Origin of the sequence: Sulfitobacter sp. 1A12157, from assembly GCF_043557345.1 — a bacterium.
Lineage (GTDB): Bacteria > Pseudomonadota > Alphaproteobacteria > Rhodobacterales > Rhodobacteraceae > Sulfitobacter.
In genome coordinates, this window is the sequence record NZ_JBIFFV010000001.1 from 12,650 (window position 1) to 36,555 (window position 23,906).

At 62.8% G+C, this 23,906-nt stretch carries 28 protein-coding genes; 11 read left to right on the forward strand and 17 right to left on the reverse strand.

All coding sequences use genetic code 11. The features are described from left to right. The first annotated feature begins 93 nt into the window (after positions 1 to 93). The gene (locus tag ACGYLC_RS00070; protein WP_394420922.1) at positions 94 to 969 is read left to right on the forward strand and encodes a 3-hydroxybutyryl-CoA dehydrogenase; all 876 of its coding nucleotides are present in this window, start codon (positions 94 to 96) and stop codon (positions 967 to 969) included. A 79-nt stretch (positions 970 to 1,048) separates the two neighbouring features. Here the strand turns inward: ACGYLC_RS00070 and ACGYLC_RS00075 are convergent, their stop codons facing one another. From ACGYLC_RS00075 to ACGYLC_RS00105, 7 genes are read right to left on the reverse strand one after another with little or no spacing between them, the layout of a single operon-like run. After that, entirely contained in the window at positions 1,049 to 1,933 is an 885-nt protein-coding gene (locus tag ACGYLC_RS00075; protein WP_394420923.1) for a lysophospholipid acyltransferase family protein, read from the reverse strand. A 34-nt stretch (positions 1,934 to 1,967) separates the two neighbouring features. After that, positions 1,968 to 2,237, reverse strand: a complete 270-nt coding sequence (locus ACGYLC_RS00080; RefSeq protein WP_067260603.1) for an HPr family phosphocarrier protein — start codon at positions 2,235 to 2,237, stop codon at positions 1,968 to 1,970. A gap of 16 nt (positions 2,238 to 2,253) precedes the next feature. Then, on the reverse strand, positions 2,254 to 2,646 hold the full coding sequence (locus tag ACGYLC_RS00085; protein WP_394420925.1) for a PTS sugar transporter subunit IIA: 393 nt from the start codon (positions 2,644 to 2,646) through the stop codon (positions 2,254 to 2,256). Continuing rightward, positions 2,643 to 3,548: an RNase adapter RapZ gene (rapZ, locus tag ACGYLC_RS00090; RefSeq protein WP_394420927.1), complete on the reverse strand. Its 906-nt coding sequence runs from the start codon at positions 3,546 to 3,548 to the stop codon at positions 2,643 to 2,645. The genes ACGYLC_RS00085 and rapZ overlap by 4 nt, the downstream gene beginning before the upstream one ends. Further along, positions 3,545 to 3,973, reverse strand: a complete 429-nt coding sequence (locus ACGYLC_RS00095; RefSeq protein WP_394420929.1) for an HPr kinase/phosphorylase — start codon at positions 3,971 to 3,973, stop codon at positions 3,545 to 3,547. The genes rapZ and ACGYLC_RS00095 overlap by 4 nt, the downstream gene beginning before the upstream one ends. 21 nt (positions 3,974 to 3,994) lie before the next feature. Continuing rightward, complete coding sequence (locus tag ACGYLC_RS00100; protein WP_394420931.1) at positions 3,995 to 5,683, reverse strand: sensor N-terminal transmembrane domain-containing protein; 1,689 nt, start codon at positions 5,681 to 5,683, stop codon at positions 3,995 to 3,997. A 42-nt stretch (positions 5,684 to 5,725) separates the two neighbouring features. Then, the gene (locus ACGYLC_RS00105; RefSeq protein ID WP_067260621.1) at positions 5,726 to 6,427 is read right to left on the reverse strand and encodes a response regulator transcription factor; all 702 of its coding nucleotides are present in this window, start codon (positions 6,425 to 6,427) and stop codon (positions 5,726 to 5,728) included. 379 nt (positions 6,428 to 6,806) lie between these two features. On the opposite strand from ACGYLC_RS00105, the gene ACGYLC_RS00110 reads away from it, so the two are divergent. Then, positions 6,807 to 8,405 (forward strand): phosphoenolpyruvate carboxykinase, encoded by a 1,599-nt coding sequence (locus tag ACGYLC_RS00110; protein ID WP_394420933.1) that lies wholly within the window; start codon positions 6,807 to 6,809, stop codon positions 8,403 to 8,405. A gap of 75 nt (positions 8,406 to 8,480) precedes the next feature. On the opposite strand, the gene ACGYLC_RS00115 is transcribed toward ACGYLC_RS00110, so the two are convergent. Then, positions 8,481 to 9,389 (reverse strand): LysR family transcriptional regulator, encoded by a 909-nt coding sequence (locus ACGYLC_RS00115; protein ID WP_394402498.1) that lies wholly within the window; start codon positions 9,387 to 9,389, stop codon positions 8,481 to 8,483. A gap of 164 nt (positions 9,390 to 9,553) precedes the next feature. On the opposite strand from ACGYLC_RS00115, the gene ACGYLC_RS00120 reads away from it, so the two are divergent. Continuing rightward, complete coding sequence (locus ACGYLC_RS00120) at positions 9,554 to 9,910, forward strand: helix-turn-helix domain-containing protein (RefSeq protein WP_394402500.1); 357 nt, start codon at positions 9,554 to 9,556, stop codon at positions 9,908 to 9,910. Between the two features lie 136 nt (positions 9,911 to 10,046). Here ACGYLC_RS00120 and ACGYLC_RS00125 read toward each other — a convergent pair whose 3' ends face one another. The 7 genes from ACGYLC_RS00125 to ACGYLC_RS00155 form a co-directional block, all read right to left on the reverse strand. Then, entirely contained in the window at positions 10,047 to 13,502 is a 3,456-nt protein-coding gene (locus ACGYLC_RS00125) for a chromosome segregation SMC family protein (RefSeq protein ID WP_394420934.1), read from the reverse strand. A gap of 235 nt (positions 13,503 to 13,737) precedes the next feature. Beyond that, on the reverse strand, positions 13,738 to 14,028 hold the full coding sequence (locus ACGYLC_RS00130; protein ID WP_394420935.1) for a hypothetical protein: 291 nt from the start codon (positions 14,026 to 14,028) through the stop codon (positions 13,738 to 13,740). A 95-nt stretch (positions 14,029 to 14,123) separates the two neighbouring features. Next, complete coding sequence (locus ACGYLC_RS00135; RefSeq protein WP_168613456.1) at positions 14,124 to 14,684, reverse strand: F0F1 ATP synthase subunit B; 561 nt, start codon at positions 14,682 to 14,684, stop codon at positions 14,124 to 14,126. Between the two features lie 15 nt (positions 14,685 to 14,699). Then, on the reverse strand, positions 14,700 to 15,257 hold the full coding sequence (locus tag ACGYLC_RS00140) for a F0F1 ATP synthase subunit B' (RefSeq protein WP_394420937.1): 558 nt from the start codon (positions 15,255 to 15,257) through the stop codon (positions 14,700 to 14,702). A gap of 90 nt (positions 15,258 to 15,347) precedes the next feature. After that, complete coding sequence (locus tag ACGYLC_RS00145; protein WP_007118046.1) at positions 15,348 to 15,572, reverse strand: F0F1 ATP synthase subunit C; 225 nt, start codon at positions 15,570 to 15,572, stop codon at positions 15,348 to 15,350. A 64-nt stretch (positions 15,573 to 15,636) separates the two neighbouring features. Further along, positions 15,637 to 16,398: a F0F1 ATP synthase subunit A gene (locus ACGYLC_RS00150; protein WP_394420939.1), complete on the reverse strand. Its 762-nt coding sequence runs from the start codon at positions 16,396 to 16,398 to the stop codon at positions 15,637 to 15,639. Between the two features lies 1 nt (position 16,399). Then, positions 16,400 to 16,750, reverse strand: a complete 351-nt coding sequence (locus tag ACGYLC_RS00155; RefSeq protein ID WP_394420941.1) for an AtpZ/AtpI family protein — start codon at positions 16,748 to 16,750, stop codon at positions 16,400 to 16,402. Between the two features lie 241 nt (positions 16,751 to 16,991). Between ACGYLC_RS00155 and ACGYLC_RS00160 the strand changes: the two genes are divergently transcribed. Next, complete coding sequence (locus ACGYLC_RS00160) at positions 16,992 to 17,348, forward strand: ArsR/SmtB family transcription factor (protein WP_394420942.1); 357 nt, start codon at positions 16,992 to 16,994, stop codon at positions 17,346 to 17,348. Between the two features lie 218 nt (positions 17,349 to 17,566). Here the strand turns inward: ACGYLC_RS00160 and ACGYLC_RS00165 are convergent, their stop codons facing one another. Together ACGYLC_RS00165 and ACGYLC_RS00170 are read right to left on the reverse strand one after the other, a co-directional pair. Continuing rightward, entirely contained in the window at positions 17,567 to 18,469 is a 903-nt protein-coding gene (locus tag ACGYLC_RS00165; RefSeq protein WP_394420944.1) for a DMT family transporter, read from the reverse strand. After that, a complete protein-coding gene (locus ACGYLC_RS00170; RefSeq protein ID WP_394402514.1) occupies positions 18,457 to 19,344 on the reverse strand; it encodes a LysR family transcriptional regulator in 888 nt (295 codons plus the stop codon). Before ACGYLC_RS00170 ends, ACGYLC_RS00165 begins: the two co-directional genes overlap by 13 nt. 126 nt (positions 19,345 to 19,470) lie before the next feature. On the opposite strand from ACGYLC_RS00170, the gene ACGYLC_RS00175 reads away from it, so the two are divergent. From ACGYLC_RS00175 to rimM, 7 genes are all read left to right on the forward strand, one after another. Further along, positions 19,471 to 20,055, forward strand: coding sequence for an FMN-dependent NADH-azoreductase (locus tag ACGYLC_RS00175; protein ID WP_394420946.1), 585 nt, complete (start codon positions 19,471 to 19,473; stop codon positions 20,053 to 20,055). Between the two features lie 269 nt (positions 20,056 to 20,324). Further along, complete coding sequence (gene ffh, locus ACGYLC_RS00180; RefSeq protein WP_394420948.1) at positions 20,325 to 21,845, forward strand: signal recognition particle protein; 1,521 nt, start codon at positions 20,325 to 20,327, stop codon at positions 21,843 to 21,845. Next, positions 21,842 to 22,153, forward strand: a complete 312-nt coding sequence (locus ACGYLC_RS00185; protein WP_339819109.1) for a chorismate mutase — start codon at positions 21,842 to 21,844, stop codon at positions 22,151 to 22,153. Before ffh ends, ACGYLC_RS00185 begins: the two co-directional genes overlap by 4 nt. A gap of 43 nt (positions 22,154 to 22,196) precedes the next feature. After that, on the forward strand, positions 22,197 to 22,583 hold the full coding sequence (gene rpsP, locus ACGYLC_RS00190) for a 30S ribosomal protein S16 (protein WP_394402518.1): 387 nt from the start codon (positions 22,197 to 22,199) through the stop codon (positions 22,581 to 22,583). A 16-nt stretch (positions 22,584 to 22,599) separates the two neighbouring features. Next, a complete protein-coding gene (gene bluB, locus ACGYLC_RS00195; RefSeq protein WP_394420949.1) occupies positions 22,600 to 23,229 on the forward strand; it encodes a 5,6-dimethylbenzimidazole synthase in 630 nt (209 codons plus the stop codon). Next, on the forward strand, positions 23,229 to 23,378 hold the full coding sequence (locus tag ACGYLC_RS00200) for a hypothetical protein (protein ID WP_169306052.1): 150 nt from the start codon (positions 23,229 to 23,231) through the stop codon (positions 23,376 to 23,378). Before bluB ends, ACGYLC_RS00200 begins: the two co-directional genes overlap by 1 nt. Further along, complete coding sequence (gene rimM, locus ACGYLC_RS00205; protein ID WP_394402520.1) at positions 23,375 to 23,902, forward strand: ribosome maturation factor RimM; 528 nt, start codon at positions 23,375 to 23,377, stop codon at positions 23,900 to 23,902. Before ACGYLC_RS00200 ends, rimM begins: the two co-directional genes overlap by 4 nt. Positions 23,903 to 23,906 lie beyond the last annotated feature (4 nt).

Sequence of the window (23,906 nt, forward strand, 5' to 3'; positions counted from 1 at the left end):
GGCGAATTTGTCGTGAGATTTCGTAAACAGCTGCCCTTGCGGCACCCCCGCCACGCGCCCTATTGTGCGCCGAACTCAAGCAAAGGACAGGCCATGGACATCCAGACAATCGGTATCGTGGGAGCGGGGCAAATGGGCAATGGGATCGCCCATGTCATGGCGCTGGCAGGCTACGACGTGCTGCTGAACGATGTCAGCGTCGATGCGCTGGCCAAAGCGATGAAAACCGTGACCGGCAATATGGACCGCCAAGTCAGCCGCGAGAAGATCACCGCCGCCGACCGGGACGCCGCCATGGCGCGCATCACCACGACGCAGACGCTAAGCGATCTGGGCCAAAGCGATCTGGTGATCGAAGCCGCAACCGAGCGTGAAACGGTGAAACAAGCGATTTTCGAAGACCTGATCCCGCATCTAAAGCCGACGACGATCCTGACCTCGAACACTTCCTCGATCTCGATCACCCGCCTTGCCAGCCGCACCGACCGACCCGAAAAATTCATGGGTTTCCACTTCATGAACCCCGTGCCGGTGATGCAACTGGTCGAATTGATCCGCGGCATCGCCACGGACAGTGAGACCTATGACGCTTGCAAAGCCGTGGTCGACCGTCTGGGCAAGACCGCCGCCTCGGCCGAGGATTTCCCCGCCTTTATCGTGAACCGCATCCTGATGCCGATGATCAACGAGGCGGTCTATACGCTCTACGAAGGGGTCGGCAATGTCGAGTCGATCGACAGTTCGATGAAGCTGGGTGCGAACCACCCCATGGGGCCGCTGGAGCTTGCGGACTTTATCGGTCTGGACACATGTCTTGCCATCATGAACGTCCTGCATGACGGCCTGGCGGATACGAAGTATCGCCCCTGCCCGCTGCTGACCAAATATGTCGAAGCCGGGTGGTTGGGCCGCAAGACGCAGCGCGGCTTCTATGATTACCGGGGCGAAAAACCGGTTCCGACGCGCTGAATTGCGAGGGTGTTGGGGGCCCTGCCCCCATCGCGCCAGAGGCGCGATTCCCCCGAGGGTATTTTCAAAAGGATGAAGCCTAGTTGGTCAGCGCCAGAGTATGCGCGCGCAGCCAGGCCATGAAGCCGCGCGGGTCGTCTGCCCAGCGGTCGATCTCTTCGCGGGCGAGCGGGTGGCCGACGATGGGGCCTTGGGGCCTGTCGCAGGCGTGGGCGATTTCATGCAGCAAGAGCCCTTGGCGCAGCATCGGGCTGAGCCTGTTGGCGATCTGATAGGCGCGGCTGTTCTGGCCCGGGAAGCGCATCGGCACCACCTGCGCGCCGGAGCGGCGGATCATTTTGGCAGTAAAGACGTTCCATTCCGCTTCGACCGCCGGGCCCCACCAGCTTTTCGAAGCAGCAACGACGCCTGAGGGGAAGAGCGCCACGACGCCCCCCTCCTTGAGATGGGCCATGGCCTTGGCGCGCATTTCCACACCTTTGCGCTGCGCATCCGGGTCATGTGGGAAGGGCACCGGGATCATGTAGCTGCCCGCCACCTCGTCGATGGAGGTGAGCAGCGATCGGGTGAGGATACGGTAATCGGGGCGCACGCGGCCGATGAGGTCGGCGAAGATCATACCGTCGACCATGCCGTGGGGGTGGTTTGCCACGACCACGACTGGCCCCTCTTTTGGGATGCGGTCCAACTGCGTTTGCGGGGTGGTGAGGTCGATGCCCATCGTGTCGAGCGCCGCGCGCCAGAAGGCCTGGCCCGAGGGGGTGCCGCGTTGTTCGAACTTGCGGATCAGACGCAGGATCTTGAGCTTGCCGGTAAAAAGCTCCATCGCGGAGATCACCCGCGCTTTCCATGGGTCATCGAAGGTCGAGGCATAGGACAGGCTGCGGCGGTCGTATTTGGTGAAGGTCACCGTGCCGTCGCCTGTCTGGGCCGGCTCGGCCGCGATGTTTTGCAGGTCATCCATGGGGTCGGTGGATCCTTTTTCCCGCTTGGCGGACCTAAAATCCTTCGCCGAACTTATCCGCCACGAGGGCGGTCAAAGCTTCGGCCAAGGCCTCGGCATCGGGGCCGGAGGTTTGGACATCGATGGTGGTGCCGCGCGATGCGCCGAGCATCAAGAGCCCCATGATACTGTCGCCGGAGGCCGACATGCCGTCCTTGCTGACTTCGGCGCGGGCATCAAATGCCTCGACCACTTCGACTAATTTGGCGGAGGCGCGCGCGTGCAGGCCTTTTTCGTTTACAATCTTTAAAGAAAATTCGGGCATGACGTCTTGGGGCCTTCTAACCTGCGCTGACATTCTGGCTGTCGATATACTTCTTACCAGCTTCGAGCGCGGCACGCACGGCATCGGGCACATCCATATGCCGCGATTTGGCGAGTTTGATCAGCATTGGCAGGTTCGCGCCGTAGATGATCCGGCGGTTTTCCGGGCGGCAGGCCAAGAGGCTGAGGTTCGAGGGGGAACCGCCGAAAAGGTCGGTGACCACCACCACACCGGCGCCTTGGTCCACCGCATCGGCGGCGCTGCAGATCTCGCGTTCCTTGTCGGTGCGGTCGTGGTCGGCTTCGATCGCGATGGCGCGCACGCCAAATTGGGATCCCACGACATGTTCGATGGCGGCAAGATATTCTTGCGCCAGCCCCCCATGTGCGACGATGACGATCCCGATCACGGCTTGTTTCCTTCACGATGCTGACGGTCCAGCTCTCGGTGCCTAATTGACACCTGCCAGCCCTGCTCTGCAAGGCGCAAAGCGTGGTCTTCGGCCATGGCGACAGAGCGGTGTTGGCCGCCCGTGCAACCAAAGGCGATGGAGATATGCGACTTGCCCTCTTCGCGGTACGCGGGCAGCAGCAGCAGGCTCAGGTCGAGCACCTTGTCGGCGAAATCGGCGTAGCGTTTGTCCCCGGCCACATGGGCCGCAACCGAAGGATCGCGCCCGTCGCCGCTGCGCAGTGCGGGCACCCAATAGGGGTTTCTAAGGAACCGGCAGTCATGCACCACATCGACGCCACGCGGGAGGCCCCGTTTATAGGAAAAGCTCTGAACCGAGACCGTAAGGTGGCGCTGGCCGCCGGGGGCGAACCACTGTTCGACCTCTGCGCGCAACTCGTGGACGTTGAGGGTTGTCGTGTCGATCAACACATCGGCGCGGGCGCGGATCGGGTGGAGCAGTTCCTGCTCGCGCGCGATCCCGTCGACGGGGCGGTCAGCCGGGGCCAGCGGGTGGCGGCGGCGGGTTTCGGAAAAGCGTTGCAGCAGCACATCGGGGGCGCAGTCGAGATAGAGCAGTTCCGCGCGCCACCCCGGTTCAGCCGTCAGGCGGCCCATCAGTTCGAGCACGCCTTCGGTGGAAAAGTCCCGGTTGCGGGCGTCGATCCCCAGAGCCACCGATTGCGCATCGCCGGGGCGGTCAAGGAGCGCGGGCAGCAGCCGCAGCGGCAGGTTGTCGATTGCCTCGAACCCCGCATCCTCCAGCACGTTGAGCGCAGAGGACCGCCCGGCGCCCGAAGGGCCGGTGACAAGGACCAACCGCCGGGGGGCGGGGTCTGTTGATGAGGTCTGACTGATCAATTCGGTTTTTCCACACCTGACATATACAGATGAATTGCTGCCGCAAAATGAGCGCTATCGCATTTGTGAAAACAGGGCAACGTGACACCCCGTAGCATATGGCTGTGCGGTTCGGGAAGGCGCTGGTCTTCGGTACGGGACAGATCGACGACGAGGGCCAAGGGCACGGGGCCGTGATCCTCGGCCCGCAGAATGCCGACATAGCGCGCCTCGATCAGGCCGCGGATCGGTTCTGGGACGCTGGCGATCACCTGATCCCCCTGACGCATGATATCGGTGCGATCATCGGCCACCAGCGTGGCACCAAGGGCGATCAATTGCAGGGCGAGGGCCGATTTGCCCGCACCCGAGGGGCCAAGGATCAGCACCCCGCGCCCATGGATCGCCACGCAGCTGGCGTGGAGGTTTTCGCGCTCGATAGTCATATCAGGCCCCGCGCCCGGGATTTAGGTGGGCAACCCCACGACAAAACGCGCGCCCAAGGGTTCGGAGGTGATGTCAGCCTCGGTCGGGCGGATGTTCTCGGCCCAGATCACGCCGCCATGGGCTTCGACGATCTGCTTCGAGATCGCGAGGCCGAGACCGGAGTTATTGCCGAAATGCTCTTCCGGGCGCTGCGAGTAGAAGCGTTTGAAGATCTTGCCAAGTGCCTGTTCGGGAATGCCCGGGCCAGTGTCTTCGACCACGATCAAAACGCGGTTGGCCCGTTTGCGGGCCCAGACCCGGATCGCGTCGCCGTCTTCGCAAAAGGAGATTGCGTTGGTGATCAGATTCACGAAAACCTGCGCCAAACGGGCTTCCAGCCCATGCACGGTGATCGGCGCAGCGGGGAGATCAGTGATGAAATCGATGCCTTTGGATTTCGCGTCTTCGCCAAGGTATTGGCCCAGATTGCCCAGCATTTGCAGCAGGTCGAAGGGCTCTTCCTCTTCCTTGACCAGCTCGGAGTCGAGCCGCGAGGCATTGGAAATGTCGCTCACCAGCCGGTCGAGGCGGCGCACGTCATGTTCGATCACATCCAGCAGTTTCTCGCGCTGGTCGTCACGCTTGACCATGCGCAGCGTGCCCACGGCAGACCGGAGCGAAGCGAGCGGGTTCTTGATCTCATGCGCCACATCGGCGGCGAATTGTTCGTTGCCGTCGATCCGGTTGTAAAGCGCCGAGACCATGCCGCGCAGCGCGCCCGAGAGGCGGCCAATCTCATCGGGGCGCGCGGTCAGATCGGGGATGCGGATGCGGCCGGGGTTCATCTTGCGCGCGTCCTTGTCGCGGCCCAGTTCGGCAGCGGCAGAAAGGTCGGCGAGCGGATTGGCGATGGTCGAGGCCAGAACGAGGCTGAGGCCGATGGAGACGAGGGTCGCAATGACGAAAATCTGCAAGACGCGCTCACGTTCGCTGCGCACAAGGCGGTCGATCTCTCCCGCCGCGCTGGCCACGGCGACCACGCCGACGGGGGACTCGCCCTGCATGATGGGGGTCACCACGCTGAAAAGCGTGCCGCCTTCGATGGCAAGCGTGCCTTCCAGTCGGGTGCCGCTGGTCACGCTGGTGCCGACCATGCCGCGCAATTGCTCTTCGAGCGGCGGGGTGGCGGTGACCTCATCGGTGCTGAAGGGGGCCGAAACCCGGTCCCAAAGCCAATTCAACCCGTCGTTCAGCAAGGTCCGCTCACCCGCCTCGGAGGCGGCGAGGGCCTCGGCCACGGTAAGGCTGCCTGCGGTGCGGGCGACCAAGGTTTCCGCCGGATCATAGACAAAGACTTCGATGCCGCCGCGCAGGTCCAGCCCGTCGAGCGTGGCAGCCACATCGACGCCATCGCCGGTGGTCAGGTTCACCGGCGCGCCCGCGGGCAGTTGCGCTTCGATCACATCGGCGATCAGCTCGGTCTCGGACACCAGCGCCGCGGCGCGTTGTAGCGCCAGACTGTCGCGCGAGGAATTGAGGTAGAGGATCCCCGCCACCAGAACGCTCAGCGCGATCAGGTTAAAGGTAATGATCTTGCGCGTCAGCGGCGAGGAGCGGAGAGAGAACAGCCCCCGCCGTTCGCGCTTGACCCGAATTTCATCCGGCGCGGCACTGTCGGGGGTGACCCAATCGTCCCCCAGTACAACGTCACCGTCCCTGCCAGCAGCCATGTCCCGCACAAGCTTCCTTTCGACCCGCGTTAACCGACGGGTTTACTCTTCGTTATATCTATAGCCGATGCCGTAAAGAGTCTCGATCGCCGAGAATTCATCATCTGCGCTGCGCATCTTCTTGCGCAGCCGCTTGATGTGGCTGTCGATGGTTCGGTCATCCACATAGACCTGATCATCATAGGCCACGTCCATCAATTGGTCGCGCGATTTCACGAAACCGGGGCGCTGCGCGAGCGCTTGCAGCAGCAGGAATTCGGTCACGGTCAGCGACACATCCTTGCCCTTCCAGCTCACCGCGTGGCGCAGCGGATCCATCCGCAGATCGCCGCGTTCCATCACCTTGGTCTCTTCGGTATCGCCGACCTCATTGGTCTCAACCGCGTCTTGGCGGCGCAGAAGCGCACGGATACGTTCGACCAAAAGGCGCTGGCTGAAGGGCTTTTTGACGTAATCGTCAGCCCCCATGCGCAGGCCCAGCACCTCGTCGATCTCATCGTCCTTGGAGGTCAGAAAGATCACCGGCATCGCGGTTTTCTGGCGCAGACGTTGCAGCAGATCCATGCCGTCCATACGGGGCATCTTGATGTCCAGCACCGCCATATCGGGCAGTTTCTTGTTGAAGGCGTCCAAGGCCGCTTGGCCATCGTTATAGGTTTCCACTTCGAAACCTTCAGCTTCAAGAGTCATCGAAACGGATGTCAGGATGTTCCTGTCATCGTCTACCAATGCGATCTTTGACATTGCCTGCTTCCTTATGCTGCTCAATTCGTTCTTATTTTTGGAGTCAGTGATCTCCAATATTAAAGATCGAATCAATCCTTAAGTGCGAATCGTGCCTCTGAGATGCACCAATTCCGTCATAATTTGGTTAGGAATGGCTAAATTGCCGCACTTTGAGCGGCCTGATCCGAGAGGAAGCCGGTGTCGCGCACGCCGCATCGGTCCGGGATCTAAGCGCTCAGAAACAAAGTTTTAGATGATGGCGCTAACTGTGACAAAGCTGCCTGTTCAACCTGAAAACGCCCGTGTTAAGAGGCTCTCAAGGCCCCCGACGCCCAGGGCAATTGCGCCCGCTCGGACACGTTCTGCGCTGCTCACGCGCTACCACAGGAGACATCATATGACATTTGGACGGGTAAACCCGCAGTTCAGCCTTGAGGATCAAAAGATCAGCGGGCTTGGCGATGTCTATTACAACCTGACCGAGCCTGCGCTGGTCGAGGCGGCATTAAAACGGGGCGAAGGCAGCCTTGGCAAAGGCGGGGCCTTCCTCGTGACCACCGGCAAGTTCACGGGCCGCTCGCCCAAGGACAAACATGTGGTCAAGACCGACAGCGTGGCCGACAGCATCTGGTGGGAAAACAACGCCGCGATGTCGCCCGAGGGCTTCGACGCGCTCTACGAAGACATGATCGCCCATATGCAGGGCAAGGACTACTTCGTCCAAGACCTCGTCGGCGGGGCGGACCCCAAACATGCGATCAACGTGCGCATGGTCACCGAGTTGGCATGGCACGGGCTTTTCATCCGCACCATGCTGCGCCGCCCCGATGCCGAAGCGTTGAAGGACTTCATCGCCGATTTCACCGTCATCAACTGCCCCAGCTTCCAGGCCGATCCGGCCAAGCATGACTGCCGCAGCGAGACCGTGATCGCGATGAACTTCGACCGCAAGATGATCCTCATCGGCGGCACCGAATACGCGGGCGAGAATAAGAAATCGGTCTTCACCTTGCTGAACTACCTGCTGCCGGAAAAAGGCATCATGCCGATGCACTGCTCGGCCAACCACGCCAACGGCAACCCGGTCGACACCGCCGTCTTCTTCGGCCTGTCGGGCACCGGCAAGACCACCCTCTCCGCCGATCCCGAGCGTACGCTGATCGGCGATGACGAACACGGCTGGTCCGACAATGGCACCTTCAACTTCGAAGGCGGTTGCTATGCCAAGACCATCAACCTCAACCCCGAGGCGGAGCCGGAGATCTACGCGACGACCTCCAAATTCGGCACGGTGATCGAGAATATGGTCTTCGATCCCGACACCTTCGAGCTCGACTTCGACGACGACTCGCTCACCGCGAACATGCGCGCCGCCTATCCGCTGCACTACATCTCGAACGCCAGCGAGAAGGCCGTTGGTGGCCATCCGAAGAACATCATCATGCTGACCTGCGACGCCTTCGGCGTGCTGCCCCCGATCGCGCGGCTTAGCCCGGCGCAGGCGATGTACCACTTCCTGTCGGGCTTCACCTCCAAAGTGGCGGGCACCGAGCGCGGCGTGACCGAGCCTGAGCCCACCTTCTCTACCTGTTTCGGCGCCCCCTTCATGCCGCGCCGGCCCGAGGTCTACGGCAACCTCTTGCGCGAAAAGATCGCCCAGCATGGCGCAACCTGCTGGCTGGTGAACACCGGTTGGACCGGCGGCGCCTATGGCACCGGCTCGCGGATGCCGATCAAGGCGACCCGCGCCCTGCTCAGCGCCGCGCTCGAAGGCCGTCTGGCGGATGCGGAGTTCCGCAAAGATCCGAACTTCGGCTTCGATGTCCCTGTCGAGGTGAACGGCGTCGCCGACATCCTGCTCGACCCGCGCCGCACATGGGACGACCCCGAGGCCTATGACCGTCAGGCGGCAAAACTGGTCAAGATGTTCTCGGACAACTTCGAGCAGTACCTGCCCCATATCGACGACGACGTGAAAGCCGCGGCGATCAGCTAAGCCTGTCGCCAAGGGCGAAACAGAAAGGGCCGTCCCTGTTGGGGCGGCCCTTTTCGCATCTCACACCCCGTGGCCTTAGCCCGCGAAAGTCACCTTCGCATCCAAAGGCATCTCGCGCAGGAAACTGTCATCGACGCCGACGATATTCACCGAACTCGACCGGTCGACCGCCGCGATCAGGGCAAAACTCTTGTCTGGATAACGCCCGGCCATCAGCAACCGTTTATAGGCCAAGGGCACCGGCGCGCCCCCCTCCTCTCGCGGGATCTCGGTGACAACCTCGTCCAAGCGAACGCCACAGGTCGCCTCGACCTCCCGAAAGGGGTAGTTCAGCATATTCTCGAACTCAGGCCCGCCCGGGAAGAGTTTGATGGGCCGCCCGATGCTGCTGCGCGCATTGGACCAGCCCCACCATTGCGTGTAAAAGGATTTCTCCCCCACCTCGGTACAGATCCACCCATTGGGCGAGTCGCGGTACACCAGCACATAGGGACGCATGGCGCGGAAGGCCTCACTCTCCAACTCGCCGCGGCTCAGGCTCCAGGCCTGTAGCACGGCCTGAAGCATGGCAGAGCCGCCATCCCAAATCAACGACAGGGGCTGCTGTTGTTGGTGAAAGCACCAGCCGCTCGGCTCTTCATAGGAAAGGCGCAGCATACCATCGGCATGGCGCGTCTTGCCATCCAGCCACAGCTTGCCCCGGTCGAGGATATCGCGCGCTTCGGGCAGGGCTTCGGTGCCTGCTTTGGTCAGGGAATAGCGGCGGTTCTCAATCGTGAACAGCGGCGCGCCCATCGCCTCTTCCAGCTGCTGGATATGCCGCCGGACCGTCTGCCGGGTGCTGGCCAATTCGGCCACCGCATGGCTCAGGTTCAAAGTATGCGCCAGAGTCACGAAAGAGCGCATCATCTCAAACAAAAGGGCCGGGGCGGGGTCCTTTTGCAGGGTCTGGGGCACGGGGGCGACCGGCTCAATATCGGACATATGCTGGTTCATAGGCAAGGTATGGTACATGAATCACCCGGTAACGCAACATAATCCATACATCCACGGTGAATTGGTTAACGCAAAGAGGCCAGATCTAGGCAATTGATCCTCAATACATTGCGGGTAGTGAATATATGGTACTCAACCAGAGGTATTGAACCATGTCCCACCCCGTAGACGTTCACGTCGGTCGTCGGCTCAAGCAGGCTCGCACCCTGCGCCGGCAATCTCAGACCGATGTGGCACGCGAACTCAAACTGTCGTTTCAGCAGATTCAGAAGTATGAAATCGGCTCCAACCGGATCGCCGCCAGCCGCTTGCATGAGCTGGCCCGGATACTCAACGTGACCCCCGGCTATTTCTTCGAAGGGCTGGATGACGACAACCCCGAGACCAACAACGACCCCTCGCTCGACATCGTGAATGCCATTGGCTCCATCAAGGATGAAGCGGTAAAGGCCCGTATTCTAACGTTTATCGAGGATGTTGCCGGCGTCACCGTCGCGCGCAAAGGCTGATAACAGCCCGTCGTTCACGCGAAACTCCACCCGGGCCATAGGGCTCACACCACCTGCCCAAGGGCCACGAAAGCCCGCGGCAAACCGATGCGCACCCGCTTTAAGGGCCGGTCCAAATCACCGGCGTCTCCCACCTTCACGCGACCAGCGTTTCCGCCTTTTTCAGATCGACAGAGACCAACTGGCTCACCCCCTGCTCCGCCATGGTGACGCCAAAGAGCCGGTCCATCCGCGCCATCGTCACCGCATGGTGCGTGATGATCAAAAAGCGCGTGTCGGTCTGACGGCACATCTCATCCAGCAGATCGCAGAACCTGGTCACATTTGCGTCATCAAGCGGCGCGTCGACCTCATCCAGCACACAGATCGGCGCCGGATTGGCGAGGAAGACGGCAAAGATCAGCGCCATCGCGGTCAATGTCTGCTCTCCGCCCGACAGCAGGCTGAGGGTGCTCAGCTTCTTGCCCGGCGGCTGGCACATGATCTCAAGCCCGGCTTCCAAGGGATCGTCGCTTTCGACCATCACAAGGTTCGCCTCACCGCCGCCGAAGAGATGGGTGAACAGCATCGAGAAGTTCGCGTTCACCTGATCAAAGGCCGTCAGCAGCCGCTCCCGCCCCTCGCGGTTGAGGCCCGCGATGCCACTGCGCAGGGTCTTGATCGCCTCTTCCAGATCGGCCTTCTCGGTCAGCAGCGCTTCATGCTCTTCGCGTATCTCTTTCGCATCGTCCTCGGCGCGCAGGTTCACCGCGCCAAGGGAATCCCGCTGCCGCTTGTACCGGTTTACGTCTTCTTCAAGCCTTTCCACAGGCGAGATCTGATCCGGCTCGACATCGAGCGCCTCGCGCAGCGCCTCGGGCGTGCACTGCCGTTCGTCCTGAATCCGCTCTGACGCATGGGTCACCGTTTCGCGGGCGGCATCGCTGCGGGCCTCGGCCCGGGCACGGGCCTCCCGCGCGTCCGAGGCTTGCCGCTCTGCATCGCGCTCGGCATCCGTCGCGGCTTTCAAGGCGGCCTCGGCGGCGGCCAGCGTTTCCGTGGCATGGGCGCGGCGCGCCTCGGCGGAGGTGATCGCGCCCGACAGGTCTTCCCGCTTCGCCGCGATGTCCGCCGGAACGGCGCTCGCCTCGGCCAATTCGGCTTCGGATGCGCCCTTGCGCTCGACCAATTCAGCGCTGCGCTTGCCCGCCGTTTCCAACCGATTGCGCCAGCCGCTGACCTCTTTGGCAACCTCTTGCAGCCGCCTTCTGCGCGTTTCCCCCTCGCGGCGCAACTCGTCATGGGCCGAGCGGCGCGACATCATGGTGATCCGTGACGCCTCGACCGTCATGCGGACATCCTCGACCGTCGCACGGGCGGCGGAGAGATCATCCAACCCCGCCAGCGTGCGCTCGGCGTCCATCACCTCGGCCCGCGCGGTAATCGCGGCGTCCTCATGACGCTTCACGGCTAGGCCGAGGGATTCCAACCGGCTTTGGGCCAGATTGCGATCTGCCTCTGCACGGCTTAGCGCGCGGCCTGCTTCGGCGACCTGCCTGTCGGCATCGCGCCGCGCCTCGCGGGCGCGCTTGTCGGCCTCGGCCTGTTCGGTCAATTGCTGCTGGAGGGTCTCATGCGCCGTCCGCGCAGCTTCGGCACGGGCGCTCGCCTGCTCCAGCGTCTGTTTCAGGACTTCCAACCGGTTCAACTGCTGCAAGCGCAGCGCGGCCGCCGAGGGCGCATCTTCGGCCATGGCGCGGAAACCGTCCCACCGCCAGAGATCGCCTTCCTTCGACACCAAGCGCTGCCCCGGCTGCAACTGCGCCTGAAGCTCTGCACCCGCTTCGGCATCGACGAGCCCGACTTGAGCCATCCGGCGCTCTAGCACCTGCGGCACGGTGACATGCTGTGTAAGCGGGGTCACCCCGGCGGGCAGTGGCTGCGGCGCCGGGTAGCTTGGCAAATGCGTCCAGCCCGAGGGGCGACCGGCCTCGACCTCAGGTGCACGCAGGTCGTCGGCCAAGGCCGCGCCGAGCGCTTTCTCAAAGCCCTGTTCCACCTGCAACCGGTCGAGGATCTGCCCGCCGTCGGCGCTATCACGCTCCACCAATTTTGCCAGCGCGCCGACCTCGGCCTGCAGGGCCTTGGCCTCGCCCTCCGCCTCAGAGCGCTCCGCGCGGGCCTCGGCCTCGCGCGATTGCGTGTCGGCACGGGTCTCTTCCGCGGCCAGAAGGGCGGTATCCGCCGCTGTCGAGGCGGTGACGGCAGCCGCTTCGGCCTTCTCAGCCGCCGCGAAATCCCGCCCGGCCTTGTCGAGGGTCGCTTGGCTTTGCGCCACCGCATCGCGCGCCTTGCGGGCCTCGGCTTCCGACTTCTCCAAGGTTTTGCGGCTGTCCTGAAGCAACCGTTCCGCCGAACTGTGGCGCGCCGCCAAACGGGCCACGTCTTCGGTTTGCTGCGAAAGATCCGCCTCGCGGGTTTGCAAGACTTCGGCGGCTTCCCGCGCGGCCTGTTCCGCCGCCTTAACCGCGCTGTCGTGACCCTTATCCGCCTTGGCGAGGTCTTCCGCTTCCTCTTCGAGGCGCGCGATCGTTTCTTCGGCGTCGCGGTTCAGCCCGCCTTCGCGGTCGATATCGCGGGTCAGCTGGGCAATGCGGCCTGTCAGGGTTTCGATCAGCGACGCCGCCCGCGCCTCTTCTTCGGTCAGCGTGTCGCGCTGCGTGGTGAGGCGTTGCAGGACCGCAGTCGCAATCGTCTCTTCCTCGCGCAAAGGGGGCAAGGCGGCTTCGGCCTCTTCCCGCCCCTCGGCCACACGGCGCACCTGCGCTTCGGCCTCTGCCGTGGCGGCGACGCGGACCCGCAGTTCACCCTCGGCCTTCGCACGCGCCTCATCGGCTTCGCGCCAGCGGCGATACAGCAACAAGCCCTCGGCATGGCGCAATGCTTCGCCAATCTCACGATACCGGGCCGCCTGCCGGGCTTGCCGGGCCAGCGTGGCCAATTGCGCGGCCAGTTGTTCGACCACATCATCCACGCGGGCGAGGTTTTGCTCGGCCCCGTTGAGTTTCAACTCGGCCTCATGGCGGCGCTGATACAGGCCCGAGATGCCAGCGGCCTCTTCCAGAATGCGGCGGCGGCTTTTTGGCTTGGCGTTGATCAACTCGGCAATCTGTCCCTGCCGGACCAAGGCGGGGCTATGCGCCCCGGTCGAGGCATCGGCGAAAAGCATCTGCACGTCGCGGGCGCGTACATCCTTGCCGTTTACCTTATAGGCGCTGCCCACGTCGCGGGTGATCCGGCGGACGATTTCAAGCGCGTCTTGTTCGTTGAACCCTGCGGGCGCAAGCCGGTCGCTGTTGTCGAGGTGCAGCGCCACTTCGGCGAAGTTGCGTGCGGGCCGGGAGGCGGCCCCGGCGAAGATCACATCTTCCATGCCGCCGCCGCGCATGGCGGTCGGGCGGTTCTCCCCCATGACCCATCGCAGCGCTTCGAGCAGGTTGGATTTGCCACAGCCATTCGGCCCGACGACCCCGGTCAACCCGTCGGAAATGACGAGGTCGGTCGGATCCACAAAGCTTTTGAAGCCGGTTAATCTGAGTTTGGAAAAGCGCAAGTTAGCCCTGCCGTGATTGATTCTCGCCTGAGCGGCGAACTTGCCGTTTGGCATGGGTCTGAGTCAATCAAAAGCCCCAAGGGAGAGGGGGCGGTCGGCGGTTATCCACAAGATATTGTCCTGCTTGGCGGCTGTGCCCTCCCCTGCACTCGTTTGGCGCGGGTCGATAGCGCACCTCGCCTATTCCCCGCCCCTCGTCTCGCGCCGCAAGCGGGGCCGCAAGAGAAAGCCCAGCCTAATCACAGTCCAACACCCCAAGCGCCAGCGCCTGATCGCCCAGAACCTCCTTCACCTCACAGCCGCTAACCAGTGCCATCGCGCGCCCGGCCCGCCCGCGGATGGGGCCAAAGCGCGGGGCGTATTGGGTGTTCACGCGCACCGCCTCCGCCCGCTCGCCCCTTACGCGGACATCGAACACCGACCCCTCCACCGTGATCCGTTGCGCCGGCAGCCCCCGGAACTCCCGACTGGGCGCCGTGCAGGCCGCAAGGCTGAACCAGACTGCAATGTTAACGAGCAAGCGCATGGCGCAACCCTGCCCTTACAGAGTTAACAAAAGCCTAACGCAAAAGAAAAAGCCCCGGCGAGGCCGGGGCTTTCAAAATTCTTTCAAACGCTCGTTCAGTGCAGCTTGGCTTCGACTTGGGCGATGCCCTCGTCGATCAGCTTATTGCCCTGAGCGGCGGTCATCTGCTTGGCGATCACGTCGCGCGCGGCGGCCACGGCGATAGTCACCGCTTGGTCGCGAACTTCCTTCACAGCGGCGGCCTCGGCCGAGCTGATCTGGTCTTTCGCGGCGGCCATGCGGCGCTCAAGCGACTTGGCCATATCCGCCCGCGCCTGTTCGGCGGCAAGACGGGCGTCTTCCTTGGCGGAAGATACGATCCGGTCCGCTTGGTCCTGCACCTCTTTCTGCTTGCGCTCGTAAGAGGCCAGCAGGGTTTGCGCTTCTTCACGCAGGGCGCGGGCTTCTTCCAGCTCGGTCTTGATGCCGTCGGCGCGTTTGTCGAGCATGCCGATCAAAAGCGTTGGCACCTTGAAGTAAATCAGGATCCCAAGGAACAGCAGAAAGGCCAGCAACACGATGAAATCGGTGTTGCGCAGCGAAAAGAAAGGCCCCGTGGCGGCAAGCGCCGGCGAAGCGGCGAGACCGGCGAGCAGGGTCGAAAGTGTCAGGCGCATGGATTTGGTCATGGCTTATCCTTTCATCCGCGCGTCGACGGCAGCGCTGACGGTTGCGGTATCGGCCGTGCCACCCAGAGCGGCGACGAGGGCCTCGGCGGTGTCCTTGGCAACGGCTTGCACGTTGTCCATGGCGCCCGCGCGAATTTCGGCGATGGCTTTTTCCGATTCTGCCACTTGCGCGGCAATCTCGGCATCGGCCTTGGCCATTTCGGCATCCAGATCAGCCTGCATGTCCGCTTTTGCCTGAGCCACGATCTGCTGTGCCTCGGCACGGGCGTCGATCAGGGCCTTGTCATAGGCGGCTTCGGCTTCCTGCGCCTTGACCTTGAGGTCTTCGGCAGCCGCGATGTCATTGGTGATGGTCCCTTGGCGCTCGGCCATAACCGCACCGATACGAGGCAGAGCCACGCGCGACAAGATCAGGTAGGTGGCGATCAGCGCCAGGATCAGCCAGAAAATCTGGTTGCCCCAGTGATCGAAGTTCAGCTGCGGCATGCCCGGCGTTTCGGCAGCATGGGTCGCAATGCCGGTCGCGTCGGCCAGCCCGTCGCTGGTTGTTACAGTTGCCATCGTGGCTTCTCCTTGGAAACTTTGCCGTTACAGCCGGGCAGACACGGCGCTGCGCGCCTGCCCGCTCGTAAGGATTACAGTTCCGAGAGCTTAGACAGCGAACATCAGCAGCAGAGCGACGAGGAACGAGAAGATCCCCAGAGCTTCTGCGAAGGCGATGCCGATGAACAGCGTTGCTGTCTGGCTTGCGGCTGCAGAGGGGTTGCGCAGTGCGCCGGACAGGAAGTTGGCGGCAACGTTGCCGACACCCAGGGCTGCGATGCCTGTGCCGAGACCTGCGATGCCTGCGCCGATATGTGCGAGTTGACCTTCCATTGGGGTATCTCCTTACGATTGGAAGTTAAAACTTTGACGGGAAACCCCGCCGTTGTTGGGGTTGTTAGTGTGCCGGGTGCAGCGCGTCCTTGAGGTACACGCATGTCAGGATGGTGAAGACATAGGCCTGAATGAAGGCCACCAGCACTTCGAGACCGTACATCGCGGTGATCGCGACGACCGAAACCGGCGAGATGACGGCGATGGCGGCGAAACCGGCGAAAACCTTGATCACCGCGTGGCCCGCCATGACGTTGCCCGCCAGACGAATGGAGTGGCTGACCGGGCGCACGAAGTAGCTGATCAGCTCGATGATCGCCAGCACCGGGCGCAGGGCCAGAGGCGCCGAGGACACCCAGAAAAGGCTCAGGAATGCCGCGCCGTTCTTGACGAAGCCCACGACAGTCACGGTGATGAACACCGCCAGCGCCAGCACCACGGTCACCGAGAAATGCGCGGTGGGGGTGAAGGCTGTCGGGATCAGGCCGAGGAAGTTGGCCATGACGATGAACATGAACAGCGTCATGATATAGGGAAAGAACTTCAGCCCCTCTTTGCCGCAGATGTCTTCGACCATCTTGTGGATGAAGCCATAGGCCAGTTCGGCCACCGACTGCATGCGACCCGGAACGACCGAGCGGCGCGCGCTGCCCAGAACGAGCATCGCGAAAGTGGCCAGAACCGCCAGCGCCATCCAGAAGGTCGCGTTGGTGATGGTGTACCAAGCAACGGAAGCATCGTCGCCAAAGAGCGGCGATACGATGAACTGGTCCATCGGGTGGAATTCCAGACCGCCTGTTTCAGCGCCGTTCGTCTCTGTTGCCATCTCAGGCTCCCTCGTCCTTGCCCGAATGGGGCGTATCCTGTTCGGCCGGTTCGGCCTGTTGTTTACCCCGGATTTCCTCAGCGGTGCGGAGCATCGTTTTCACCCCCGCCGCAAGGCCCAGCATTACAAAGAGCACCATGAAGATGGGCAGCGTGCCAAAGAGCACATCAAGCCCGTATCCGATGCCAAAACCGATCCCAAGACCGGCCACAAGTTCGATCACCATCCGCCATGCCATATTGGCCTGCGAATAATGTTCATCCGCCCGGGGCTTGGGTGCGCCGCGTTCTTTCGCAGCCGCCAGTCTGGCCTCAAGCTGCTCCATTTGCTGCCGTTGGTCCGGGCTGGTCACACCAAAATCCCCTTAGGAATATCTGCTGCGGTGCTACTGTCAGGGCGGGTTAGAGTCAACAACCTTGGCCGCCGCAGTTTTTTTGAACAGTTACAATGACTTAAGGAACTCATAGCCTGCCGACTCTTGAAACAGGCCCGGCAATTCCCAAGGAAATCGCGCAGAATGGTTATTCAACTTAGCGGTTAAGTTAGCTGCAATGCCCGCTTTCGCCTACGCGCGCTCCGCGCTATTCAAGCCTATGACCCAAGACCTAGATCAGGTGTTTGCCGCCCTCGCCGACCCCACGCGCCGCGCCATCCTCGCTATGCTGCTGGAGGATGATATGGCCGTGACCGATGTCGCATACCCCTTCGAGATGTCGCTCGCCGCGATCTCGAAACATTTGGGCGTGCTGACAGCGGCGGGGCTGATCAGTCAGGAAAAGCGGGGGCGGGTGAAATGGTGCAAACTGGAACCGGATGCGCTGCGGGATGCGTCGGTCTGGATGCAGGGGTTCGGGCAATTTGAGCCGGTGAACCTAGATGCCTTCGAGCGTTTTTTGGAAATAGAGCTGCCTGAAGGTGGCGAAGGCGAGAGGCGCTCAGGGTCGGAATAAAGAGAGTGATCCCCCCTTGCCGCGAGGTAAATAAGACAAGGGGAGGATCAATCGACGGTCAGATGACGCCGAATGCGAAACGCAAAATAGCCAAAACCACGACGATCAACCCGATCAGGTAAATAATACTACGCATGGTGGTGTCCTTCACTGTTAATTCACGCCCCAACGCAGGGCCTCGCGCTAAGGTTCCACCGATTCCGCAACTTTCTGAATTTTTATGATTTTTCTTCGCCATCCGCGCGCAGCAGCAGCGAAAGCGCGAGGATCGTCATCAGCACCCCGCCCCAGACCAGCGCCCCCGGCAGGGCATTGCCAAAGCCCAACTCCCACAGGATTACCCAGCTGGGCGTGAGATAGGTATAGGCCATGACCTTGGCCGAGGGCAGCCGCAGCGCCGCGAATTGCAGCAGAACCACCGTGGCCGCCGTCGCGAAGACCGCGACATATAGAATAGTGATCCAGACCAAGGGGCGCAGCCCGCTCCAATCGGTCGCGCGGAGGTCTTGCCAGCCGTAAAGCCCCAAGAGGACCGTGCCCGCCAGCAAGGTGCCAAAGGTGAACATCACCGCACTTTCGCCGCGGTTCAGCCGCCGTACCATCGGGGTGTAAAGCGCATGGCTGATGCAGCCGACGAAATAGATCGCCTCCCCCCGCCCGATGTCGAAGGCCAGAAGCGCCGAAAGGTCGCCGCGAAAGATCACCCAAAGCGCCCCGGCCCCGCCGATGGCCAGCGCGAGCGCCATGCGCGGCGTCATGACCTGCCGCATCAACAGCCACGCGAACCCCGCCGCCATCACCGGCACAAGGGTAAAGACCGCCGCCGCAGCCACCGGGGGCGCGGTTTTCAACCCTTCGAACATCAAAACGAAGTAGAGCGTGAACAGCCCCGCCAGCACGAAATAGCGCCAAGGTGCTGCAAAGCCCGCCCGGCTGATATCGCCTCGCCCCCAGGCCAAAACCCCAACCAGGACCGTCGCTAAGGCGAAACGCAGGGCGTTCAGCGCTGTCGGCGTGATCTCATTCGCCACCTGCGCCCCGAGCGAGAATGACCCGGCCACCAAGGCCGAGAAGCAAAGCATCGCCAGATGCCCCTGCGCCGCGGCGCTTATTCGGGGCATGTGACCGCATCCTCGGCGTGTTCCTTGAGGAACCGCAGCACCGCCTGCACCTTGCTGGTGCGGTGCAGATCGACATGGGTGACCAGCCAAAGCGCACTGCCCCATTCGGGGCGCGGCGCGTGAATCTCGACCAATTGCGGATCGTTGCGTCCCATTGCGGCGGGCAGGCCGCCGATCCCGGCCCCGGCCCGCAGCGCCGCCTCCATCGCCGTGCCGCTGGTGCTGCGCCATGTCACGCTTTCCTCCGGCACCGTGGTCCAGAGCCACTTGTGATAGGGCGCGCGGCTGTCGCGGTTGTCGGCGGCGATGAAACGGTGCTTGTGGTAATCCTCCGGCCCCTGCGGGATGCCGTACTGCGCCACATAGTCCCGGCTGGCATAGGCCCCCACCGCCAACTGCGCATAGGGCTGCACCACATTGTCGGGCTGATCCGGCACGGCCCCGGCGCGGATGGCGACATGCGCCTCGCCATATTCGAGCCGGAACAGGCGCTCTCCGATTAGATAGCGCACCACCAGTTCCGGGTTCTGGCGCTGGAACTCGGTCAGCAAAGGCGCAAGCTGCGGGGCGAGGAAATCGAGCGAGGTGATCACCAACTCCCCTGAAACATCGCTGCCGCGCCCCTTGATCCGCCCGGCCAATTGGCTGAACTGATCGTCGGTCGCCCGCGCCACCCGCAGCAGGTCTTCCCCCGCTTCGGTCGCCGTGTAGCCGCGTGCATGACGCTGAAACAGCTTCACCCCAAGCCGCCCCTCCAGCGCGTCGATATGACGGATTACTGTGGCATGATGCACGCCCAGCACCTCTGCCGCGCCGCTCACGGTGCCAAGCTGGGCGACCTGATAGGCGGTTCTGATTTCGTCCCAATTGTCCATTGTTCACCTCGCCTTTCCGACTTGTGCATTTACGAACATGGTCACGCTCATTCTGGCAGTTGCGTTCGCGAGCACAATGGCCAATTCCATGCCATCAGATTTACCCTTGGAACAAGGATCAACACCATGGCCACATTGCGCATCGAAACCTCGGTGAACCGCGAAAACTCCGTCACCCGCCAATTGACGGATCGGATCATCGCGACCCTGGGCGACAGCGACGTCGTCACCCGTGACATCGCCAGCGAACCCCTGCCGCTGATCGATTCGACATGGGCCAGCGCCCGGGTGAAACCCGCCGAAGAGCGTTCAGAGTTGGATCAAGAAGCCCTCGCTCTCTCCGACGCGCTGGTCGCCGAAGTGCAGGCCGCCGATACGATCGTCATCGGCGCGCCCATCTATAACTTCACCATTCCCGCCTCGCTGAAAGCGTGGATTGACCTGATCGCCCGCGTCGGCGTGACCTTCCGCTACACCGAAGACGGCCCCAAAGGGCTGCTGGAAGACAAACGCGTGATCGTCGCCTTCGCCTCGGGCGGGACGGGCATCGATTCTGCCGCCGATTTCGCCAGCGGCTACCTGCGCTTCGTGCTGGGCTTTCTGGGCATTACCGATGTGACCTTTGTCGCGGCGGACCAACTGGCCATGGACGCCGAAGGCACCATCGCCCGCGCCCATGCACAGATCGACGCGCTGCGCGACGCGGCCTAAGCGCCCCGCCCTCCCCTCCAAATCAGCCGCGTCCCCACACCGGGGCGCGGCTTTTGCGTGGCAGCCCTTCGCCACCCAGCCCACCCGGCTTGACTCGCAGCCCCGCAGCGCGTAAACGCCAACCGATCTCCGGAAGCATTGCCTTCCGGTCCCGGCCTGTCGTCGGGATCGCCCCCAGTCAGCGCGTTGCGCCCACTGGGGCGTTTGTGCATTTTCGCGCGCGTCCTTAAATAGGGGCAAGTGCAACCGACCCGAAAGGCCCTGTGCCCATGTTTGAGAATCTAAGCGAACGGCTCTCTGGTGTCTTTGACCGCCTGACCAAACAAGGCGCGCTCAGCGACGAGGACGTCAAGACCGCCCTGCGCGAAGTGCGCGTCGCCCTGTTGGAAGCGGACGTTTCGCTGCCCGTGGCGCGTGAATTCGTCAAGACGGTGCAGGAAAAGGCGACGGGCCAAGCGGTGACCAAATCGGTGACGCCGGGCCAGCAGGTCGTCAAGATTGTCCATGATGCGCTGATCGACGTGCTGAAAGGCGAAGGCGAACCCGGCTCGCTGAAGATCGACAGCCCGCCCGCGCCGATCCTGATGGTCGGCCTCCAGGGCGGCGGTAAGACCACCACCACCGCGAAACTCGCCAAGCGCATGAAAGACCGCGATGGCAAGCGCGTGTTGATGGCCTCGCTCGACGTGAACCGCCCCGCCGCGATGGAGCAACTGGCGATCCTCGGCACCCAGATCGGCGTCGACACGCTGCCGATCGTCAAGGGTGAAAGCCCCGTTCAGATCGCCAAACGCGCCAAGACGCAGGCGGGCTTGGGCGGCTATGACGTCTATATGCTCGACACCGCGGGCCGCCTGTCCATCGACGAAGAGTTGATGAGCCAAGTCGAAGCCGTGCGCGACGTGGCCAATCCACGTGAAATATTGCTGGTCGTCGACGGTCTGACCGGCCAAGACGCCGTGCACACTGCCGAGAACTTTGACGCGCGCATCGGCATCACCGGCGTGGTGCTGACCCGGATGGACGGCGACGGCCGCGGCGGTGCTGCGCTCTCGATGCGGGCCGTGACCGGCAAGCCGATCAAGTTCGTCGGTCTGGGCGAAAAGATGGACGCGCTCGAAACCTTCGAGCCTGAGCGCATCGCGGGCCGCATCCTCGGCATGGGCGATATCGTTGCCCTCGTCGAGAAGGCCCAAGAAACCATCGAGGCCGAACAGGCCGAAAAGATGATGAAGCGCATGGCCAAGGGTCAGTTCAATATGAACGACCTGAAGATGCAGCTTGAGCAGATGATCAAGATGGGCGGCATGCAGGGCATGATGGGCATGATGCCCGGCATGGGGAAGATGGCGAAACAGGTCGAAGACGCCGGTTTCGACGACAAGATCCTCAAGCAGCAGATCGCCCTGATCCAGTCCATGACCAAAAAAGAGCGCGCCAACCCTGCCCTGCTGCAGGCCAGCCGCAAGAAGCGTATCGCCAAGGGTGCCGGCATGGAGGTCTCCGACCTCAACAAGCTGATGAAGATGCACCGCCAGATGTCCGACATGATGAAGAAGATGGGCAAGATGGGCAAAGGCGGCATGCTCAAGCAGGCCATGAAGGGCATGATGGGCAAGGGCGGCATGCCCGGCGGCATGGACCCCAGCCAGATGGACCCCAAGGCGCTGGAAGCGGCGGCCAAGCAGATGGGCGGCAAGCTGCCCGGCGGTTTGGGCGGCATGGGGGGCGGCCTCGGCGGCGGCATGGGCCTGCCCGGCGGCCTCAGCGGTTTCGGAAAGAAGAAATGACCGATACCGTCACAGATACCGCAGCCCGCGCCGCCGAGCTGTTGAAAGAGCACCGCGCCTCGATCGACCGGCTCGACGCGATCCTCGTCTATACGCTGGGCGAGCGGTTCAAACACACGCAGGCCGTGGGGAAACTCAAGGCCACGCACGACCTTCCCCCCTCCGATCCGGCCCGCGAAGCGGCCCAGATCGAGCGGCTCGAAGATTTGGCGGAAGCGGCGGACCTCGACCCCGTCTTCGCCAAGAAGTTCTTGAACTTCATCATCGCCGAAGTCATTCGGCACCACAAAACCCACCAAGAAGAATAGGACGGCCTCCCGTCCCCCCAACCAACCTAAAGGATTAAACACCATGGCAATGAAAATTCGTCTCGCCCGCGGCGGCTCCAAAAAGCGCCCCTTCTACCGTATCGTGGCTGCCGACAGCCGCATGCCGCGCGATGGCCGCTTCATCGAGAAGCTGGGCACCTACAACCCGCTGCTGCCGAAAGACAGCGAAGACCGCGTGAAAATGGACGTGGAAAAGGTGCAGGAATGGATCGCCAAAGGCGCCCAGCCGACCGAGCGCGTTGTTCGCATGCTGGAAGCCGCTGGCGTCCGCGAAAAGACCGAGCGTAACAACCCCAAAAAGGGCACACCGGGCAAGAAAGCCCAAGAGCGCGTGCAAGAGAAGGCCGACAAGGCCGCTGCCGCTGCCGAGGCCGCCAACGCCCCTGCCGAAGAAGCTTCCGCAGAATAAGCTTCGAGCGCCCGGCATGGATACGTTCTCTGATGACTTCCGTGCCGGGCTGCACGACCTGATGCGATGGCGGCGCGACGTGCGCCGCTTTCGCACAGACCCGCTGGACGAGGCGCTGGTGCAAAGCTGCCTCGACAGTTTCAACCTCGCCCCCTCCGTGGGCCTGTCGGAACCCTGGCGGATCATCCGCGTCGCCTCCGACACCGCGCGGCAAGCTGCGCTTGAGAATTTCCAATCCGCCAATGCCCGCGCCCTCGCCGGATACGAGGGTGAGAAGGCCGCGCTCTATGCCGGGCTCAAACTCTCGGGGATGAGCGACGCGCCCGAGCAATTGGCGATCTACTGTGATGAGAGCACCCAGAAGGGCAGCGGCCTCGGCGCGGGCACCATGCCCGAGATGCGGCGCTATTCGGTGGTGGGGGCGATCACGCACCTATGGCTCACCGCCCGCGCCCATGGCCTTGGGCTGGGCTGGGTTTCGGTGCTCGACCCCGCGCGGCTGAACCGTGACCTCGTGGTGCCAGAGGACTGGTCGCTGGTGGCCTATCTTTGCATGGGCTGGCCCGAGGAAAACAGCCTGACGCCGGAACTGGAAACCAAAGGTTGGGAGACCCGCGCCCCCCGCCTCAAGGTCGAGACCCGCTGATGAGAAAACTGCTGTTCCTTCTGTCCGTGCTCGTGCTCGGCTTTGTCCTTGGCATTCGCTATGATCGGCAGTTAATGCAGGATGAATGCAAAGCCGGGGCCGGTGAATGGACCGGGACGATCTGCGTGAATTCGGAGTTGTTGCAATGAGTGACCAAGACCTGATCTGCGTCGGTGCCATCGCGGGCGCCTATGGCGTGCGCGGCGAAGTGCGGGTGAAAAGCTACTGCGCCGTGCCCGAAGACATCGAAAACTACCGCCCGCTAAGCACCGAGGACGGCAGCCGCCAGTTCACCCTCGCCCTGCTGCACCCGGTCAAAAACGGCTTTGCCGCGCGCATCGCCGAAATCACCACCAAGGAAGAGGCCGACGATCTGCGCGGTGTCTCGCTCTTTGCCGCGCGGGATCAATTGCCGGGCCTGCCGGATGACGAATTCTACCACGCCGATCTCATCGGGCTTGAGGTCTATGACACCGGTGGCGTTCTGCTGGGGCGCGTGAAGACGGTGCAGAACCACGGGGCGGACGATCTGTTGGAACTGCACCTTGCAGGCAGTTCGGCCACCACCTTCCTGCCCTTCACCAAAGCCGCCGTGCCCACGGTCGACCTCGCCTCGGGCCGGATCATCGCCGACCCGCCTTTGGGCGTGCTGCCCGAGGGCAAGGATGGCTGAGACC